The following is a 17,101-nucleotide window of genomic DNA, read 5'->3' on the forward strand; positions in this document are numbered from 1 at the left end:
CAATCGAGAACGACTTCGATACGATCCTTCCGTAGCGCGACCGCATCCCTATGAATCACACGATCAGCCTCGGCAGGTACACACAAATTTCGCGGCTTCTCGGTCAGGATTTTCTGGAAACCGACCGAGAAGCCCCGCCCTTGCCGAACATATCGCCAAGGGTCAAAGCGGCACTAGTGAGCGGAAACTTGATCGAACAGTCCAGACATCCGCTTCGTAGCAAGCGGCGGCAGCTTGATCTGTCTCGCCGCATCGAGATTTGACGTATTCTCACCAACTTCAATCAATCCGACCATGCCGAAGCCGAAATGAGGTGCACAGCGGTAGCCGTAAATTCCGGGCTCCTGAAACGTCACGGAAAGCTCCTGCGACAAAGCGCCCTTGAACGGCTGTGCACCGGAGGGACGCATGCCCGGTATCGTCTCGGCGTCATGTGTCTTGTCGGTCGGAATGAACTTGACCGTGTCACCCGGCTGGATCTTCAGCAGTGCTGGCTCAAACACCATCATCTGGCCATCGCTTCCCTTGTTCAGCATCTTCACTTCGAAGGTTGCGGCCGAGGCGAGGCCGCCGATCAACAAAGACCCGGCGATGGTGGCGAGCGCGAGCAAATATTTCATCAGTTCTCCTTCCCCCGGCGAGATGCTCCCGCGAGGTTTGATTAATTATTGAGAGTGGTGCGTAGAGAGCGTTGAATCCGCTGAGGAATGGCAGGCCCGATCACGAGCGGACAAGCGCATGTGCGTGAGGGGCAGTTGCAAACCCCTAATCTGATCCCTTAATCCGCGTGAGGTAATCGACGATCGCTTTTACATCCTCTTCAGTGACTGGAGCCCTGTAAGCCGATCGCATTTTCTCGACTTCAGCTTCCCAGACTTTGCGCGGCAGCTTGGGTTGATTCAGGACCATGCCTGCCGAATGGCATGCAAGACAGTTGTTGTTGATCGCGTCAGCATCGGGACCGTCGAACACCCGGTCCCCGAATGGCAGGTCGAGCGACAGCGAATTGAAATGCATCGAGGCAGGCGCTGCTCCCGTCGAAACACTGAACCCAACCCCGACAATGATGGTGGCGAGGATCAAAGGTGCGAGAAATCTTGACATGGCCCCTCCTCACGCTGCGCTAAAGCTCATGGATTCAACGACATTCCGCATGAAACCTGATGGGTTCCAATAGGTCTGCATCGGCTGAACTTCGCCATTCGAATTGGTGCAGCGAACTAAGATCTGATGATCACCAGGTGTTGGAAACGTCGATGTTTCCCACCTTCGAAAGCTATACTTACCTTCATCCGATTCAAGTTGAGTCGGAGACCAAGTGGCGCCACCATCACTCGACAAATCGACTTTGTTGATGCCAGTATCACCGCCGAAAGCAATTCCGCGCAGCGTGAGCGGCGCATTTGCCTTTACCCGAGCGCCGGACTTCAGATTGGTCACGAAAGCGCGGGGCAGCATCCGGTTGATCGGAACGGTTTTGTATCCGGTCTCGCCAGGCTTCACTGCCGCGAAAGGTGTATCCGGGATGACGTAGGCCTTCGCCATCCAGAAATTGTCGTCAGGCCGATCCAGTACTTCGATGTCGTTGAGCATTTTGACCCAATAGGTCGAATACCAGCCAGGGACGATGAGGCGCAGCGGAAATCCGTTGACGAGCGGCAACTGCTCACCATTCATCGCATAGGCGATCATTACCTCTCCATCCCGTGCGTGATCGACGGAAAGGGATTTCATGAAGTGCGGTGCCTCCTCGATCACCTGTTCGTCGAGACCACTGAAACGCACACTGATCGCTCCGGCCTTGACACCGGCCCGATCCAGAACGTCCTTGAGGCGGACCCCAGTCCAGCGCGCATTGCTCATCGCCCCGTTGCCCCATTGCGCGCCCGGCACGCGCGGAACATATAAGCCTCGCGAATTGCCTGAGCACTGGTTGACCGCGACAATCTCGAAAGTCGGCATCGCTACCAGATCAGCGAGCGACAAGCTGAGTGTCGCGTTCACATGGCCTCGGATATTCAGTCGAAAGCTGCCGGCGTCGACCTGCGTTGGAATATTTGCCCAATGCCAACGCACGAAGAAGCGATCGTTCGGCGTCAATACGCCTTGATCGAACACCTCGAAGGGGGTTTCAAGAAGCGGCGGCCGGGTCCGCTGGAGGATCATCTTGCCTTTTTGCGGGAAGGCCGTGGTCACTGGCCGTTCCCCGCCGCCACCCGGCAGGCCGAGATCTATCATTTCGTCTGCGGCGGCGTGCTTCGGCAGAAACAGCAACCCCGCGGCACCCATCGCCGCAACGAAATTCCGACGACTCAAGTGGAGAGCTGGCGTTTGCCAACCTGGCGCTTGGGCTGTGCTCATTGCTATATCTCCGTTTTCAAGGAGATGGAATAATCGACCAGGGCGGAACGATGAATGCTTGCTGGTTCATAAAATATGAGCGATCGTTCGCTATCGGCCGGTACTTCTGATTGCCGCCATGCCGGCGCTGTTAGCGACGACGGCGAGCCGGACAGAGTCGCCGATGGCCGCCGCGATGTCTTCTTTGACGGCTTGTTCGCTTGTAACGTTGCAAATTGCGCAAGGAGCCTTGCCGCCGACGGTCTCGATCCGTCCGTCGTTTCCTTCAATGTGGATTCAGTCCGTCCGGTGGTCGTGATGATCGCACTCTCAGCGGCGAAAGCGATCGCGCAAGCCTGCCGGAATCCGGCACCGCCGCTGGTATTGTAGAGCGTTCTTCCTAGCTTTCATGACATCACCTTTGAACTCGCTCGAAACACCTCCGATTGCGCGGATTGCCTGGGTCCACGGCAGAAACCGTGGACCATCATCTAGCGATTAGGCCGAAAGGCGCGATGCTGAGGGCACCGTTCGTCCGTCGATGGTCGTGCCAGGGAAGCCGATCATCGGGGCCAGCATTTCGTTGTTCTCGGCCGGGAAATTTAGTTTTGGCTTGGAGACGTCATCGAGGTTTTTGATCTGCTCGGCAGACAGTGTCACATTGAGGGAATCGAGATTGGCTTTGAGCTGGTCGACGCGCCTGGCGCCGATAAGGGTGGAACCGACGCCCGCGCGTGACATGACCCAGGCGAGCGCTACCGACGCGGAGCTTGCTCCCAGCTCCGATGCAACGGCTGCGACCGCTTCGATGACATCGTAATCGGCTTCGCTTGGGATGCCCACCAACCCGGTGCGCTTCGTGTCGACGTCGCCTTTACTGCCGCGCTCGAACTTGCCGCTCAGGAATCCGCTCTTCAGCGGCGACCAAGGCATGATGCCCATTCCCAAAGCCTGGGCCATGGGAAAAAGCTCACCTTCGCTGGTCCGCTCGAGCAACGAGTATTCCAGTTGGAGCGCGATGACCGGCGCCCATCCCCGAAAGTGGGCGATCGTCTGCGCTTCGGCCGTCTTCCAGGCAGGGATATCCGAGAAGCCGATGTAACGAATCTTGCCGGCCGCGACGAGATCGTCGAGACCTCGCAGCGTCTCTTCGACGGGTGTCGTCTGATCCCAGTTGTGGAGCCAGTAAATGTCGATGTAATCGGTCTGGAGTCGCTTCAGCGACGCTTCGCACTGCTGCAAGAGCGCCTTGCGCCCAGCACCGCCGCCGTTGGGGTCTCCGGGAAACAGGCTGCAGTAGAACTTCGTGCCGAGCACGATTCCGTCACGGCGAACATCCCGTTGCCACAGATAGTCGCCGATGATCCTCTCGGAGTGTCCGCCAGTGTAGATGTTCGCTGTGTCGACGAAGTTGCCGCCGTGATCGAGATACGCGGACAGCATCGCATGCGAGTCCTCCTCGCTCGCACCCCAACCGAAGTCTTCGCCGAATGTCATGGTGCCAAGACACAGCGGGCTTACACGCAAGCCTGAGCGGCCAAGCGTGATGAAATGGTCCAGAGGCATGTGGGACTCCTTTTGATCGCGAGCGCCGTGTCTTGGTATGTCACCATTTCTGAATGATGAATGCTTGATCGTGCGATGTTTATGCGAGATGGTACAACTATGCGCACAGACCCGCTCTCTGACGTCCTCGATCTCGCCGATGCTCGCTGCGTTCTCACCGGCACGCTTGTTGCTGGGGGTGACTGGGCGCGAAAGTTCATGCGCTCGGACGCGGTAAAGTTTCTCGCCGTCGTGAGAGGAACGTGCTGGCTGTCGACCGAAGCCGACTCAGCAGCCTCGGCGTTATTCGAGGCGGGTGACGTCGTAATCACGAATAGAGCGCCAGCAGTCATCCTGGCCAGTGCTGTGGAGTGGCTGCCGAACGCATCCTCCACACCGCTTGAGCGAGATACAGAAGGTAACCTGCGCGTCGGGGAAGGCTCCGAATTCACGATGATCGGAGGGTTACTGGAGGTCGACGAGCAGCGCTGCGGCTTTTTGCGAGAAAGTCTCCCTCCCGTGGTTCACGTCAATGGTCAGAGAGGAGAAGCTGCGAAGCTGCGCTGGCTCCTTACCGAGTTGGCCGAGGAGACGCAGCGCAAGCGCGCCGGTTCCACAACAGCGATCACCCATTTGGCAAAGTTGCTGTTCGTCGAAGCTCTTCGGCTTCACATCGAATCGACCAAGTCGGATCGATCTGGTTGGCTTACCGCGCTTGACGACAGACGCATCTCGATCGCGCTACGAGGAATCCACGCTAAACCATCACATGCGTGGAATCTGGAGGGACTGGCGAAGATGTCGGGAATGTCGCGCACATCGTTCGCGGTACGCTTTCGTGATGTCGTTGGTGTCCCGCCTCTGACCTATGTACTCAACTGGCGGATGCGCTTGGCCGAACGGGAATTGAGCGAGACGGACCATTCCGTCGCCGATATTGCCTGTTCTCTCGGATATGGGTCCGAAAGTGCCTTCAGCAATGCATTCAGTCGCTCAACCGGAGTCTCACCAGGCCGATACCGGAAGGAGGCGATGCAGACCTATTCCGAGCGTCGCCGCAAGGTGGACCGCAGCGTAATCGAAGCCGAATAGGAGCCGCTGCCCTCAGCAATCAATTGGTCGCCTTCGGAGCCGCCCGAACGCGATGACGATTCAGCCCAAAGATTAGGGAAATCGGACGTCCCTTGTTCACCGGTTGGAGTAGGACCAACACCGCCTTGGCGCGTCACGAGGCGTCTTTGACCGAAATAGAGAAGCGCAGCGGCGCAAGCGACAATGGTCGTGACTGATCTCAGCCACTGTGGCATTCCTTCCGCGTACTCTTTCCAAGCCACGCCCATCGCGTCCTCGAATGGTTTGGGTCTGACCGAAGATCGCCTTCGCTACACTCAGTCTCGATCGTCTTCCCGCAACGACGTCGCTGCGTTTTCTTCCCCTGGTCGCTGCGCGTCCTCGGCCTTTTCTCGTTCAGGGAGATGACCGTCGGCGAAGCAATTCGGAGATTACCGGCCGAGTCGCGGTGTTCATCGACATGTCTCCTTGGAATGCACCTAGCGCCTTGATGGACAGAAAGTTCATTGCTTTTTGCTGCCGGAAGCTCTGAACACTCAGTTGCAACAATCAGCCTTGATGGCTGGGCACAGAACTTCGGCCGCCGGCTCATATCCGCTCCTTGCCGGTCCGACGAAGGCGTGCAATCGTTCAGATTGCGTCGTTTGCAAAGCAAGACTTGCCTCGGCGCTGAGTTCACTATGAGGCCTGGACCAAACCTGCATGACGGGCTGCTTTCAAAAATGCCCTTCTTGCTTTTTGAGGAGGCCGCCAACCGTCTAAAGAATCGCGACAAGCGCGGCAGGCTGCTCGATAGCTTGGACCTCTAGCCCCTATTGGCCATTGGCCGTGAAGGCACTCGAGCGCTTCCCAGGAACTGGCGACGATGCGCTCCCTTGCGGGCTTCACGTGCAGTCTCACTGGTTCGGGAAATCGAACATCCCTCATGGTTTTCTCCGTTCCGACAGATCGATTACATCGATTTGTCGTAGTGGCCTCCTGAAGCGAATCCGAAGGTGCCAACTGCCTTGGCCGCAACGATGTCTCCTGCGGCCGGCACAAGCAAATCCATGCGACGGGCGAAGGCAACAAAAGTGCTGCGAGCGGTTTCGGCATCCACCTCGCCGGCGAGGGCTGCCCTGCAAGCATTGAGAGCGATGCCATGAGCAGCGTTCCGCTTCGATGGCGGCCATTCATCCAGCAGGACGAAGGCGTCTTTTACGCTTTGAATGTCGGTCGGAAACCCAAGACCCACGAACACCCTCACGGGATGCTGAAATTGATTGTGTTCCATGTTTTCCTCCGTTTCACATGGTTAGCTCATTCGATCGGAAGCCTTTCCCACGGCGCGTGCGCGATAGGTTGCGTGCGTCGCGCCTTAGCCTGCCGAACTCCCGTTTCCAGGAGAGCCTTTGCCGTCGGTAAGATTGCGCGCGGCCAGAAACATCACCGTGTATGCTGCTTTGCGCCGATCCCAACCCGCGGCCTCCGCTCTGTCGAGCAACTCGACCAGTATCGGGTCAAGCGCAACCTTCAGGTCCGCTTCGTAGTTCAGATCGGTGGCCGCACGCGACGGCGGGGGGATTACGTTCAAGTTCATCACGTTCATGGCTCTACCCATTTGTCGCTGTGTCCGCGCCCGCCGGGCGCGGACACAGCCGTTACCATCAGAAGTCCATGCCACCAGCCGGCATTGCCGGAACGGCGGATTCCTTCTTCGGCTTCTCGGCAACCATCGCTTCCGTCGTTACCAGCAGGCCGGCAACCGATGCCGCATCCTGGAGCGCGGTGCGCACCACCTTTACCGGATCGATGACGCCCTCGTTGTAGAGGTCGCCGAACGCGTTGGTCTGGGCGTTCCAGCCCCAGCCGAATTCCGGCTTCTCGCGTAGCTTGCCGACGATGATCGAGCCTTCCGCGCCGGCGTTCTCGGCGATCTGGCGCACAGGCGCTTCGATCGCGCGGCGCACGATCTCGATACCGTGCTTCTGGTCTTCATTTTCGGCCTGCACGCTGTCCAGTGCCTTGGCCGCACGCAGAAGCGCCACGCCGCCACCTGGCAACACGCCTTCCTCGACCGCAGCGCGCGTCGCATGCATGGCATCGTCGACACGGTCCTTGCGCTCCTTGACTTCGACCTCGGTCGAGCCGCCGACGCGGATGACGGCGACACCGCCTGCGAGCTTGGCCAGCCGCTCCTGCAGCTTTTCCCTGTCGTAGTCGGAGGTAGTCTCCTCGATCTGCGCCTTGATCTGACTGACGCGGCCCTGAATCTCGCTCTTCGAGCCGGCGCCATCGACGATGGTGGTGTTCTCCTTCTCGATCACCACTTTCTTGGCGCGGCCCAGCATGTTGAGCGTGACATTCTCTAGCTTGATGCCGAGATCTTCCGAGATCGCGGTGCCGCCGGTGAGGATGGCAATATCCTCCAGCATTGCCTTGCGGCGGTCGCCGAAGCCCGGCGCCTTGACGGCGGCGACTTTGAGGCCACCGCGCAGCTTGTTGACGACCAGCGTCGCCAACGCTTCGCCCTCGACATCCTCAGCGATGATCAGCAGCGGTTTGGACGACTGCACGACAGCTTCCAGCACCGGAAGCAGCGCCTGCAGATTGGACAGCTTCTTCTCGTGGATCAGCACATAGGGCTCTTCGAGCTCGACGCGCATCTTATCCTGGTTGGTGATGAAGTAGGGGCTGAGGTAGCCGCGGTCGAACTGCATGCCCTCGACGACTTCCAGCTCGGTCTCGGCGGTCTTGGCTTCCTCGACGGTGATGACGCCCTCATTGCCGACCTTCTGCATCGCTTCCGCAAGGAAGCGGCCGATCTCGGCGTCGCCATTGGCCGAGATGGTGCCAACCTGGGCGATCTCGTCATTTTTGGTCACCTTGCGGGCGTTGGTCTTCAACTCCTGGACAATCGCATCGACGGCCTTGTCGATGCCGCGCTTCAGGTCCATCGGGTTCATCCCCGAGGCTACTGCCTTCGCGCCTTCCTTGACGATCGCCTGTGCAAGCACGGTCGCGGTCGTGGTGCCGTCGCCGGCAAGGTCGCTGGTCTTCGAGGCGACCTCGCGCACCATCTGCGCGCCCATGTTCTCGAACTTGTCCTCGAGCTCGATTTCCTTGGCGACGGTGACGCCGTCCTTGGTGATGCGCGGCGCTCCGAACGACTTGTCGATGACCACGTTGCGGCCCTTGGGGCCGAGCGTGACCTTCACCGCGTCGGCGAGGATGTTGACACCGCGCAGCATGCGCTCGCGGGCGTCGGAATGGAATTTCACTTCCTTGGCAGCCATTGGATCATTCCTTCAGTAGGCAGCTTCATTGACTGGATTGCGATTGGACCAGAGTTCGATCAGGCGGCTTTCTTGACCGTCGCGGTCTGCTCGATCACGCCCATCACGTCGCTTTCCTTCAGGATGAGCAGATCTTCGCCGCTGAGCTTGATCTCCGTGCCGGACCACTTGCCGAACAGGATGCGGTCGCCGATCTTGACGTCGAGCGGCGTGAGTTTGCCACTCTCGTCGCGGGCGCCTGGGCCGACGGCAATCACCTCGCCCTCCTGCGGCTTCTCCTTGGCGGTGTCGGGGATGATGATGCCGCCAGCCGTCTTCTCCTCGGCTTCGATGCGGCGGACCAGGATACGGTCATGCAATGGACGGAACGTCATATCGTTCTCCTTCAGGACAAACAGATTTTTTAGGTTCCTCCACACCGAACCGGCAATATCGGGCCGGTGTGGGGCGCCGCGACCCTTTCAGGCATCGCGCGTATATCGAGCTAGTTTTGGAATTTTCGGGTTTCAAGGGGTCGCTGGAAAAATTTTGGCACTCTGTATTCAAGAGTGCTAGGGACATGAATTCATGAAGCTATTTTCGCTAGGGGCGCGCGACTTTCGGGTCTTGAAATTCGATCCGAACTCCACGAAATTTTGTGCGATTGGAGTCCCAAGAAGACAACGATGCCAAGGAGATTGTTAGGAAACGGAGACTGTCGATGGAACGAACCTCGTCGAGAAACATCCCCTCGATCGCCCCTGAAACCTCTGATCCTTCGCTTGACCGCCTGCTGTTCCCGGCGCTGCACTTTAGTCACCCCGATGAGGTGGTGGGCGACCGCACGCTCGACATTCAGGAAAAGCGCGCCATTCTTGCCTCATGGGCATCGGATGCTTGCGCCGTCGAATCTATGCCTGCGCTGCGAAAGCCACCGGGTGCTGCGAGCCCGGTGACGTTTGACGCCATCATGGAGGCACTTCGCCGACTGGACGATAGTCGCGCCGAGGTAGGCTGTGACCTCGAGGAACGGCGGACCCGAGAACCCCCGCAAAGACTTGATGCCTGAACGCGCGCGATAGGAGAGACGCATGGTCAGCAAGGAATTCCGGCTGCAGATGGAGGGCTACGGTCTCACAACTGCGGAAATTCACTACCGCCTTCCCGATCATCCGAGCCTTTTGCAGCTCTACGTTTGGCAGGAATACGACCTGGCACCGGAATTCCCGACCCTCAAGGGGTTTCTGGATTACTGGGAGCGCGAACTCGAAGGCGCGCTGCATTCCGTGCGAGTCGCCCATCACCGCCTTATCCGGCCTTCCGAATGGCAGGCCGTAGACGGCATCTTCACAATTCAATAGCCGGGTCCGCTCCCCTTGAACTGGAAACTGGCGTTTCCAATCTTTTTATGTGTCCAGCGCGGCTTGCCGGATGTCGGGTTAGCAGGAGCCGAAGGATCGTATGGAAACGATGCTCTTTGAAAATCCGGTTTCCGCCGTTTTCCGTGGCGATCGCCAAGTAGCCGACATCGTTTGCCGGGAGCCGCGCACGGGGAGGCAAGATTCAGTTGCCCCAAGGTTTGAAGGGAGGTCACTATGGAAAGCGCGACGTTCAAACAACCGGTTTTCGTAAGAGACGAGGGCCGTGTTGTCCAAAAGATCTGCTGTGTCATGGATGCGATAGAGTTTCTGGAAGAATGGCCGGTTGAAAGGCGCGGCCTCCTCCACGCTGCGGCGTCGGATGCATGCTACTCCGCGTACGATGGCCGGAAGTCTGTCGAGGCGGCGAACAGGGCCTTTACGACCTGGGCACGCAGGGTCGCCGTCATCGAGGATCTGCCCGCAGCGCCGCAGTGGATGGCAGGGCCGAAGATCAGCAAAATAGACCATCTTTTAGATAGTCAGGGCTAGTACTGCTGCGGCAATCTACCGCCGCAGCATCAAAGCGGATATGCCAGGTCGCCTTCGTCGTCGGGCTCGATCAGGTCAATTAGCGCTGCCACCCGTGTCCCCGGCAATGGTCGTCCCTGGCTCCTCAGCGCCTCATGGCGTGTCATAGTCATCCTTTTCCTCCGTTCGAAATACCTGCGAAGTAGATGGGCATTCGCTGGCCATCCGAAGGCGGTAGCGAAACTGCTTTAGCGGTTGCTCTTGACACGGCCGAAATCGATTCCCAACTCATCTTTGTTGGTCGCCGCGCAAGGGGCCGATGTGTCAGGGAGCGCCAGGCTTCTTGGCGTTCCCTCGTACTATGTTGCTCCAAGGAGGATGTAGCTATGAGAACGAACCTGGACTTTTCCCCCTTCTATCGGTCGAGCATCGGCTTTGACCGCATCTTCAACTTGCTCGAAAATGCCAGCCCCCCGCAGAACGCGGATAACTGGCCGCCTTACGATATCGCCAAGCTCGGCGAAGACACATACCGCATTGTCCTCGCGGTCGCCGGTTTCGGTGAAGACGAGCTTGCGATCACGCACGAGCCAAATATGCTCATGATCGAGGGCGCCAAGACAGAGAACGACGGGGTTCAGTACCTCCATCATGGCTTGGCGCTGAGGTCGTTCGCGCGCCGCTTCGAACTCGCCGATCATGTGACCATTGTCGGGGCAAAGCTCGAAAACGGTCTGCTGATCATCGACCTCAAGAAGGAAATTCCCGAGGAGATGAAGCCGCGCCGCATCGCGATTAATGTCGATACCGGCAAGAATGCGGCCTCCAAGGGCATTGAAAGCGCGGCGGCCTGATCTTTGGCGGTCGGCCTGCAGCAGACACCCGTCCTCGTGGATGGGGTCCGGGTGCGACCCATAAAACGGAAAGGAGAAGGACAAATGAGCGTACGTGACTTGATTCCCTGGAGCCGTGGCGGCAGCCAGGCACCGAGCATTTATCGCAGTGACGACATGGATCCGTTCCTGTCGTTGCACCGTAATGTCAACCGGCTATTCGACGAGGTGTTCCGCGGTTTTGACACGCCTTCGATTCTTGGCCGCGTGCCTCCTCTCAATGGCACTTGGCCAAGCGTGGAGTTCTCGGAAACCGATAAGGAAATCCGGGTGACGGCCGAAATCCCGGGCCTCGATGAAAACGACGTCGAGGTCATGCTGGATGATGGTGTTCTGACGCTTCGCGGCGAGAAGAAAGCAGAGAGCGAGGACAAGGACCGTCAGTTCAGCGAACGCTATTATGGGCGTTTTGAGCGGCGCTTCAGTCTCGGCCGTGAGGTTGAAGACGACAAGGTGGCGGCCACGTTCAAGAACGGTGTGCTCACGGTGACGCTGCCGAAGACCAAAAAGGCGCAGGCAAACGCCAAACGCATTGCAATCAAGGGCAGCAAATGAGGTTCGCGAAGGAAAGGCCGGGGCTCGTCGAGCCCCTGGCCTCTGCAGATAGCGAGGATGGTCAAATGGCGTCCGACAGCCTCAAACGAAAGAGCCGCGTCATGTGATGCTGAATCAACCCTTGCAATCCCAGGGAGGTAACAAATGACCAGTCTGGCTTTCCTTGCCCCCGTGCAGGTTAAGACCAGTGACGTGATACACGACATCAACTCGGTGCGGGAGGCGCTGGTATTCTTGAATCAATGGCCAAGGGCCCGTCGGGGACCGGTATACAGCTGCGCAGTGAGAAGCTGCAACGCCGCGATTGCTGGTCAGATGACAACCGATCAGGCGCGGCAGGCATTTGTCGGCTTTGCCAGGATAGCTGGGGTGCTGGCCAAATCCGATTTTGCGCCACTGGCCGGGGCTGATCAAAAGCTGTCCGTTTCTGGGCGCAGTCCCTGATTTTCAGTTCAGGGTTTCTCCCCGCGACTAAAATAATAGTTATCCGCCAATAGGTTACGGGGCGGTTAGCCAAGGTCGACAAGAAGCTGGTTCAGCCATCCGCCAATAGGGTCACCTTATACCGAATGGCTGCTCTGCGCTTCATCTCGGCCGTTGGCGCGAAACTTTGCGCCGCCTGGAAGCAGACATCGTCTGCGGGCATTCGGGCTGTCCGGAAATTTTCAGGCTACGTCCCGCCGAATTGGCTTGCGATCATCAGTCGCGAACACCGCGCTCGCCTCGCTGACGATAGAGACATGGTCCCTGGCGGCCTTGCCCGCAGCCACGCTGTCTCCGCGCATGATTGCGGTGACAATTAGGTCGTGTTCCTGCCAGGATTTGGCCAGCCGTCCGGGCAGCATGAACTGCGCGCGGCGGAAGGGTGCCAACCGGCTGCGGGTCATCACAGTGAGATCGTGGATATGCGTATTGTGGGCGCCACGATAAAGCCGGGTGTGGAACTCGGTGTTGAAATACTCGTAGTCCACCTCGGCGCCCAGCTGAACCATCCGCGCTGAAGCCTGGTGCTCGATCTCGAGCCCGCGGCGCTCGCTGCTGGTCATGCGCTCGGCCGAGAAGCGCGCGCAGATCGCCTCGAGTTCGGCCATGCTCTCGAACATCGAGGCGAGATGCTCCTGCGTCACGACGGCGACAATAGCGCCCCTGTTGGGTCGCCTCTCGACCAGGCCCATGGCGCTGAGCTGGCCAAGCGCCTCCCTGACCGGAGTGCGTGATACGTCGAAGCGGGCGGCGAGCGAGGCCTCGTCCAGCTTTTCGCCGGGGCGCAGGTAGCCGGTGACGATCCGGTCGCCGATCGCCCGCACCATCTGATCAACAGTCGTGCCCGACCTGATCAAGCTGCGCTTCCCCGACAAGTTTCCTCCGTCCCGTCTTTTCGTGGAGTCGGCCGACCCGTTGGTCCTTCGACTCGATATGCCCTCTATGCCTCTATTTTAATCTGCCTGTCAAACTGGCTATTTTCAAGGCAAAAAGTGCATGCAATTGCCTCTGCTGTGAGCACGAGCCTTCGATACCATAACTGATTTTATTGGATAAATTTCAATTCGAAAACTGGCACGGTGATTGCATGCACTTTCTGGACGGCATGTTAACCGACCCGGAAAAAGGGTCCCAAAGGGGAGCATTCACTATGACCGACAGATTCATGCTTAACCGCCGCCAACTGCTCAAGACCTCCGCCGCGGGAGCCGCGCTCGGCCTGGCCTCGGCATCCTTACCGATCAGCCGTGCCTTCGCCGCCGCCGCCACAGTCGGCTTCATCTATGTCGGCCCGAAGGATGACTACGGCTACAACCAGGCGCATGCCGAGGGGGCGGCGTCGCTGAAGGGCATCGAAGGCATCTCCGTCGTCGAGGAGGAAAACGTTCCCGAGACGGTCGACGTCCAGAAGACGATGGAATCGATGATCAATCTCGATGGCGCCTCGCTGATCTTCCCGACCTCCTTCGGCTATTTCGATCCGCACATGCTGGCCATGTGCGCGAAATTCCCCGACGTGCAGTTCCGCCATTGCGGCGGCATGTGGAACAAGGACAAGCATCCGATGAATGCCGGTTCCTATTTCGGCTATATCGGCATGGGCCAGTATCTCAACGGCGTCGTCGCCGGTCACACCTCGAAGAGCAAAAAGCTCGGCTTCGTCGCCGCCAAGCCGATCCCGCAGGTGCTACTCAACATCAACTCCTTCCTGCTCGGCGCACGCTCGGTCGACCCGACGATCACCTGCCAGGTCATCTTCACCGGCGAGTGGTCGCTGGCGGTCAAGGAGGCGGAAGCCACCAACGCCCTGGTCGACCAGGGCCCCGACGTTATCACCTGCCATGTCGACAGCCCGAAAGTGGTGGTCGAGACGGCCGCCGGCCGCGGCGCCTTCGTCTGCGGCTATCACGCCAACCAGAGCCCGCTGGCGCCGGAAAAATACCTCACCGGCGCCGAGTGGAACTGGGCCAAGGTCTACAAGATGTTCGTCGACGACCTCATCGCCGGCACGCCGCTTCCCAATTTCACCCGCGGCGGACTGGCCGACGGCTTCGTCAAGATGAGCCCGCTCGGTCCCGCCGTCGGCGAGCCGGCCCGCAAGCAATTCGACGCCACCCTGGCCGAAATGATGAAGGGCGGGTTCTCCGTCATCAAGGGCCCGCTGAAGAGCAACAAGGGCGCCGTCGTGGCGACGGAAGGCCAGGCCTTCGCCGAGACCGCCATCGAGCTCGAAAGCATGGACTATCTCGTCGAGGGCGTCGTCGGCTCGACCGCCTGAACCGGACGGAGGCGGCAACATGACAGACACGGTGGCAGGTGCCGGCACGCCGGCTACGTTCGGTGCCAGGGGTTATCCGGCGGCGCTCGAATGGATCGCCAGGCGGGCGGAAGCTTTTGTCATTCCGCTCGCGGCGCTGGTCGTCGGCATGGTCCTGTTCAGCCTGTTCATTGCGCTGGTCGGCAAGTCGCCGGTCCAGCTCTATGAAACCATGTGGCGCGGCGGCTTCGGCTCGTGGTTCTCGATCCAGAACTCGCTGTCGCGGGGGGCGCCCCTGCTGCTCGCGGCGCTCTGCGTGGCGCTGCCGGCGCGGCTCGGCCTCGTCGTCATCGGCGGCGAGGGCGCCATCGTTCTCGGCGGCGTCGCCGCGGCTGCCATCGGCGTGGCGCTGGGCGGCGCGCCATCATCAATCGTCATTCTTGCCATGGGCGTGGCGGGCATGGCCGCCGGCGGCATCTGGATAGGTGCCGTCGGCGCGCTCCGCCACTACCGGGCCGTCAACGAAACCATCTCCAGCCTGCTGATGGCCTACATCGCCATCGCCCTGATGAACCAGCTGGTGGAAGGGCCGCTGCGCGACCCGGCCTCGCTCAATAAGCCCTCGACCCAGCCTCTCGCTGACATCTACCGCATCGGCAACATTCCGGGCATGGAGGTGCATTGGGGGCTTGCCGTCGGCGTCGTCGCCTGCGTGCTCTCCTGGGTGCTGATCGAAAAGACCCGCTGGGGCTTCGCCGCCCGTATCGCCGGCGGTAATGTCAGGGCAGCGCAGGTGCAGGGGCTGGCCGTCGGACCGCTCATCGTCGGCTTTACCGCGCTTGCCGGCGGCTTTGCCGGTCTTGCCGGCATGCTGGAAGTCGCGGCCGTGCAAGGCAGCGCCAACGGCTCGCTCGCCGCTGGCTATGGCTACACCGGCATCCTCGTCGCCTTCCTTGCTCGCCACAACCCGCTGGCCATCATCCCGGTCGCCATACTGCTTGGCGGCATCGACGCGTCCGGCGGGCTGATCCAGCGCCGCATGGACCTGCCCGACGCCACCGTGCTGGTGCTGCAAGGCATGCTGTTCATCGTCATCCTGTTCAGCGAAACCTTGTACGGCCGCTTCAAGGCCTTCAATCCCGATTTGTGGCAGAGGGCTGCCTGATGGACGCAACCGAGATCGGCCTCTGGGGCGTGCCGCTCGCCATCCTCGGCGGCGCCATCCGCGTGTCGACGCCCTTTATCTTCGTTTCGCTCGGCGAGGCCATCACCGAGCGTTCCGGCCGCATCAATCTTGGCCTAGAAGGCACGCTCGTCTTCGGCGCCATGACCGCATATGCGGTCGCGGTGATGACCGGCTCGCCGTGGCTCGGCCTGCTGGCCGCCGCGGCCGCTGGCCTTTGCTTCGGCCTGTTCCATGGCTGGATCTGCAAATTCGCGAAGGTCAACGACATCGCCATCGGCATCGCGCTGATGCTGTTCGGCTCGGGGCTCGCCTTCTTCTTCGGCAAGCCGTTCATCAAGCCGAAGGCGCCCAACCTTCCGGCCATTCCGTTCGGCGCCTGGTCCGACATTCCGCAGGTGCAGGCGGCGCTCGACGTCAACGTCCTGTTCCTGATCGGGGCGGCACTTTCGCTCGTCCTGTGGTGGGCCTTCCGCAACACTCGCGCCGGCCTCATCGTGCGCGTCGTCGGCGACAGTTCCGACGCCGCGCGCGCCATGGGCCTCAACCCGAACACGGTGCGCCTCGTCGCCACCGGTGTCGGCGGTGCGCTGGCCGGTATCGGCGGCGCCTATCTGTCGCTCTACTATCCCGGCAGCTGGACCGAGCGCATCTCGTCTGGCCAGGGACTGATGGCGGTGGCACTGGTCATTTTCGCGCGCTGGAATCCGCTCGGCTGCTTTGCCGCCGCCCTTCTGTTCGGCGGCGCCGGAGCGCTCGGACCGGCGCTGCAGTCGGTCGGCGTCACGCAAGGCTACTACCTGTTCTACGCCGCCCCCTACATCCTCACCTTGATCATCATGATCGCCACCTCGTCGCCGACCCGTTCGCTTGCCGGCGCTCCGGGTGAATTGTCGATCACCAAATAACTGGAGTTTTTGCCATGAACGCCAGAGCCGAAATCACCCAGCGCTATATCGACGCCGACCCGTATCCATGGCCCTACAATGGCGAACTTCGCCCCGACAACACGGCGTTGATCATCATCGACATGCAGACCGATTTCTGCGGACCGGGCGGCTATGTCGACCATATGGGCTACGACCTCTCGCTGGTGCGCGCGCCGATCGAGCCGATTAAATCGGTGCTGTCGGCCATGCGCGCGAAAGGCTACACCATCATCCACACCCGCGAGGGCCACCGGCCCGACCTCGCCGACCTGCCCGCCAACAAGCGCTGGCGCTCGCGCCGCATCAATGCCGGCATTGGCGACCCCGGCCCCTGCGGGCGCATCCTGGTGCGCGGCGAGCCGGGCTGGGACATCATTCCCGACCTTTACCCGATCGAGGGCGAGCCGATCATCGACAAGCCGGGCAAGGGCTCGTTCTGCGCCACCGACCTGGAGTTGATCCTCAACCAGCGCGGCATCGAAAACATCGTGCTCACCGGCATCACCACCGACGTCTGCGTCCACACCACCATGCGCGAGGCCAACGACCGCGGTTTCGAATGCGTGATGCTGGAGGATTGCTGCGGGGCGACCGACTACGGCAATCATCTCGCCGCGATCAAGATGATCAAGATGCAGGGCGGCGTCTTCGGTGCGGTGTCGAACGCGGCGTCCTTCACCGCCCAACTGCCGTGAGGAAGCC

Annotated in this window: 23 protein-coding genes; 12 read left to right on the top strand and 11 right to left on the bottom strand. The window is 60.3% G+C overall.

The features are described 5' to 3' along the window. Positions 1-173 precede the first annotated feature (173 nt). From AC1DYW_RS13495 to AC1DYW_RS13505, 3 genes are all read right to left on the bottom strand, one after another. A complete protein-coding gene (locus AC1DYW_RS13495; protein ID WP_477226510.1) occupies positions 174-620 on the bottom strand; it encodes a pseudoazurin in 447 nt (148 codons plus the stop codon). A 145-nt stretch (positions 621-765) separates the two neighbouring features. After that, positions 766-1,104, bottom strand: coding sequence for a c-type cytochrome (locus AC1DYW_RS13500; protein ID WP_477226511.1), 339 nt, complete (start codon positions 1,102-1,104; stop codon positions 766-768). Between the two features lie 9 nt (positions 1,105-1,113). After that, positions 1,114-2,361 (bottom strand): molybdopterin-dependent oxidoreductase, encoded by a 1,248-nt coding sequence (locus AC1DYW_RS13505; RefSeq protein ID WP_477226512.1) that lies wholly within the window; start codon positions 2,359-2,361, stop codon positions 1,114-1,116. A gap of 75 nt (positions 2,362-2,436) precedes the next feature. Between AC1DYW_RS13505 and AC1DYW_RS13510 the strand changes: the two genes are divergently transcribed. Continuing rightward, the gene (locus AC1DYW_RS13510; RefSeq protein ID WP_477226513.1) at positions 2,437-2,730 is read left to right on the top strand and encodes a hypothetical protein; all 294 of its coding nucleotides are present in this window, start codon (positions 2,437-2,439) and stop codon (positions 2,728-2,730) included. Positions 2,731-2,838: 108 nt separating this feature from the next. On the opposite strand, the gene AC1DYW_RS13515 is transcribed toward AC1DYW_RS13510, so the two are convergent. Next, positions 2,839-3,906, bottom strand: a complete 1,068-nt coding sequence (locus AC1DYW_RS13515; RefSeq protein ID WP_477226514.1) for an aldo/keto reductase — start codon at positions 3,904-3,906, stop codon at positions 2,839-2,841. Positions 3,907-3,966: 60 nt separating this feature from the next. Here AC1DYW_RS13515 and AC1DYW_RS13520 point away from each other — a divergent pair, with 60 nt between their 5' ends. Continuing rightward, positions 3,967-4,977, top strand: a complete 1,011-nt coding sequence (locus tag AC1DYW_RS13520) for an AraC family transcriptional regulator (RefSeq protein ID WP_477226515.1) — start codon at positions 3,967-3,969, stop codon at positions 4,975-4,977. A 657-nt stretch (positions 4,978-5,634) separates the two neighbouring features. On the opposite strand, the gene AC1DYW_RS13525 is transcribed toward AC1DYW_RS13520, so the two are convergent. The 5 genes from AC1DYW_RS13525 to groES all read right to left on the bottom strand — a co-directional run bounded on the left by AC1DYW_RS13525 (position 5,635) and on the right by groES (position 8,605). Next, positions 5,635-5,883 carry a DUF982 domain-containing protein gene (locus AC1DYW_RS13525; protein WP_477226516.1) on the bottom strand — a complete coding sequence of 83 codons (249 nt, stop codon included), beginning with the start codon at positions 5,881-5,883 and terminating at the stop codon, positions 5,635-5,637. 25 nt (positions 5,884-5,908) lie between these two features. Beyond that, on the bottom strand, positions 5,909-6,229 hold the full coding sequence (locus AC1DYW_RS13530; protein ID WP_477226517.1) for a DUF982 domain-containing protein: 321 nt from the start codon (positions 6,227-6,229) through the stop codon (positions 5,909-5,911). An 84-nt stretch (positions 6,230-6,313) separates the two neighbouring features. After that, positions 6,314-6,544, bottom strand: coding sequence for a hypothetical protein (locus tag AC1DYW_RS13535; RefSeq protein WP_477226518.1), 231 nt, complete (start codon positions 6,542-6,544; stop codon positions 6,314-6,316). Positions 6,545-6,602: 58 nt separating this feature from the next. After that, positions 6,603-8,231, bottom strand: coding sequence for a chaperonin GroEL (gene groL / locus AC1DYW_RS13540; RefSeq protein WP_477226519.1), 1,629 nt, complete (start codon positions 8,229-8,231; stop codon positions 6,603-6,605). A 59-nt stretch (positions 8,232-8,290) separates the two neighbouring features. Then, positions 8,291-8,605, bottom strand: coding sequence for a co-chaperone GroES (gene groES / locus AC1DYW_RS13545; protein WP_477226520.1), 315 nt, complete (start codon positions 8,603-8,605; stop codon positions 8,291-8,293). Positions 8,606-8,931: 326 nt separating this feature from the next. Here groES and AC1DYW_RS13550 point away from each other — a divergent pair, with 326 nt between their 5' ends. From AC1DYW_RS13550 to AC1DYW_RS13560, 3 genes are all read left to right on the top strand, one after another. Next, positions 8,932-9,279 carry a hypothetical protein gene (locus AC1DYW_RS13550; RefSeq protein WP_477226521.1) on the top strand — a complete coding sequence of 116 codons (348 nt, stop codon included), beginning with the start codon at positions 8,932-8,934 and terminating at the stop codon, positions 9,277-9,279. 22 nt (positions 9,280-9,301) lie between these two features. Continuing rightward, on the top strand, positions 9,302-9,571 hold the full coding sequence (locus AC1DYW_RS13555; RefSeq protein WP_477226522.1) for an usg protein: 270 nt from the start codon (positions 9,302-9,304) through the stop codon (positions 9,569-9,571). 234 nt (positions 9,572-9,805) lie between these two features. Continuing rightward, positions 9,806-10,120 (top strand): DUF982 domain-containing protein, encoded by a 315-nt coding sequence (locus AC1DYW_RS13560; protein ID WP_477226523.1) that lies wholly within the window; start codon positions 9,806-9,808, stop codon positions 10,118-10,120. A 29-nt stretch (positions 10,121-10,149) separates the two neighbouring features. Here the strand turns inward: AC1DYW_RS13560 and AC1DYW_RS13565 are convergent, their stop codons facing one another. Further along, positions 10,150-10,272: a hypothetical protein gene (locus tag AC1DYW_RS13565; protein ID WP_477226524.1), complete on the bottom strand. Its 123-nt coding sequence runs from the start codon at positions 10,270-10,272 to the stop codon at positions 10,150-10,152. 213 nt (positions 10,273-10,485) lie between these two features. On the opposite strand from AC1DYW_RS13565, the gene AC1DYW_RS13570 reads away from it, so the two are divergent. From AC1DYW_RS13570 to AC1DYW_RS13580, 3 genes are all read left to right on the top strand, one after another. Further along, a complete protein-coding gene (locus tag AC1DYW_RS13570; protein WP_477227071.1) occupies positions 10,486-10,953 on the top strand; it encodes an Hsp20 family protein in 468 nt (155 codons plus the stop codon). A gap of 84 nt (positions 10,954-11,037) precedes the next feature. Beyond that, a complete protein-coding gene (locus AC1DYW_RS13575) occupies positions 11,038-11,547 on the top strand; it encodes an Hsp20/alpha crystallin family protein (RefSeq protein ID WP_477226525.1) in 510 nt (169 codons plus the stop codon). A 144-nt stretch (positions 11,548-11,691) separates the two neighbouring features. Then, a complete protein-coding gene (locus tag AC1DYW_RS13580) occupies positions 11,692-11,991 on the top strand; it encodes a DUF982 domain-containing protein (RefSeq protein ID WP_192259614.1) in 300 nt (99 codons plus the stop codon). Between the two features lie 221 nt (positions 11,992-12,212). On the opposite strand, the gene AC1DYW_RS13585 is transcribed toward AC1DYW_RS13580, so the two are convergent. Continuing rightward, positions 12,213-12,887 (bottom strand): GntR family transcriptional regulator, encoded by a 675-nt coding sequence (locus AC1DYW_RS13585; protein ID WP_477226526.1) that lies wholly within the window; start codon positions 12,885-12,887, stop codon positions 12,213-12,215. Positions 12,888-13,180: 293 nt separating this feature from the next. On the opposite strand from AC1DYW_RS13585, the gene AC1DYW_RS13590 reads away from it, so the two are divergent. Genes AC1DYW_RS13590 through biuH form a run of 4 tightly spaced genes read left to right on the top strand, consistent with a single transcriptional unit; the run spans position 13,181 to position 17,094 of the window. Next, positions 13,181-14,308 carry a BMP family ABC transporter substrate-binding protein gene (locus tag AC1DYW_RS13590; protein ID WP_477226527.1) on the top strand — a complete coding sequence of 376 codons (1,128 nt, stop codon included), beginning with the start codon at positions 13,181-13,183 and terminating at the stop codon, positions 14,306-14,308. Positions 14,309-14,327: 19 nt separating this feature from the next. Then, positions 14,328-15,452 (top strand): ABC transporter permease, encoded by a 1,125-nt coding sequence (locus AC1DYW_RS13595; protein ID WP_477226528.1) that lies wholly within the window; start codon positions 14,328-14,330, stop codon positions 15,450-15,452. Next, positions 15,452-16,378 carry an ABC transporter permease gene (locus AC1DYW_RS13600; protein WP_477226529.1) on the top strand — a complete coding sequence of 309 codons (927 nt, stop codon included), beginning with the start codon at positions 15,452-15,454 and terminating at the stop codon, positions 16,376-16,378. Before AC1DYW_RS13595 ends, AC1DYW_RS13600 begins: the two co-directional genes overlap by 1 nt. A 14-nt stretch (positions 16,379-16,392) precedes the next feature. Beyond that, positions 16,393-17,094 carry a biuret amidohydrolase gene (gene biuH / locus AC1DYW_RS13605; RefSeq protein ID WP_477226530.1) on the top strand — a complete coding sequence of 234 codons (702 nt, stop codon included), beginning with the start codon at positions 16,393-16,395 and terminating at the stop codon, positions 17,092-17,094. Positions 17,095-17,101: the final 7 nt, after the last annotated feature.

It is taken from the genome of Mesorhizobium sp. P2_D5, from assembly GCF_056404355.1.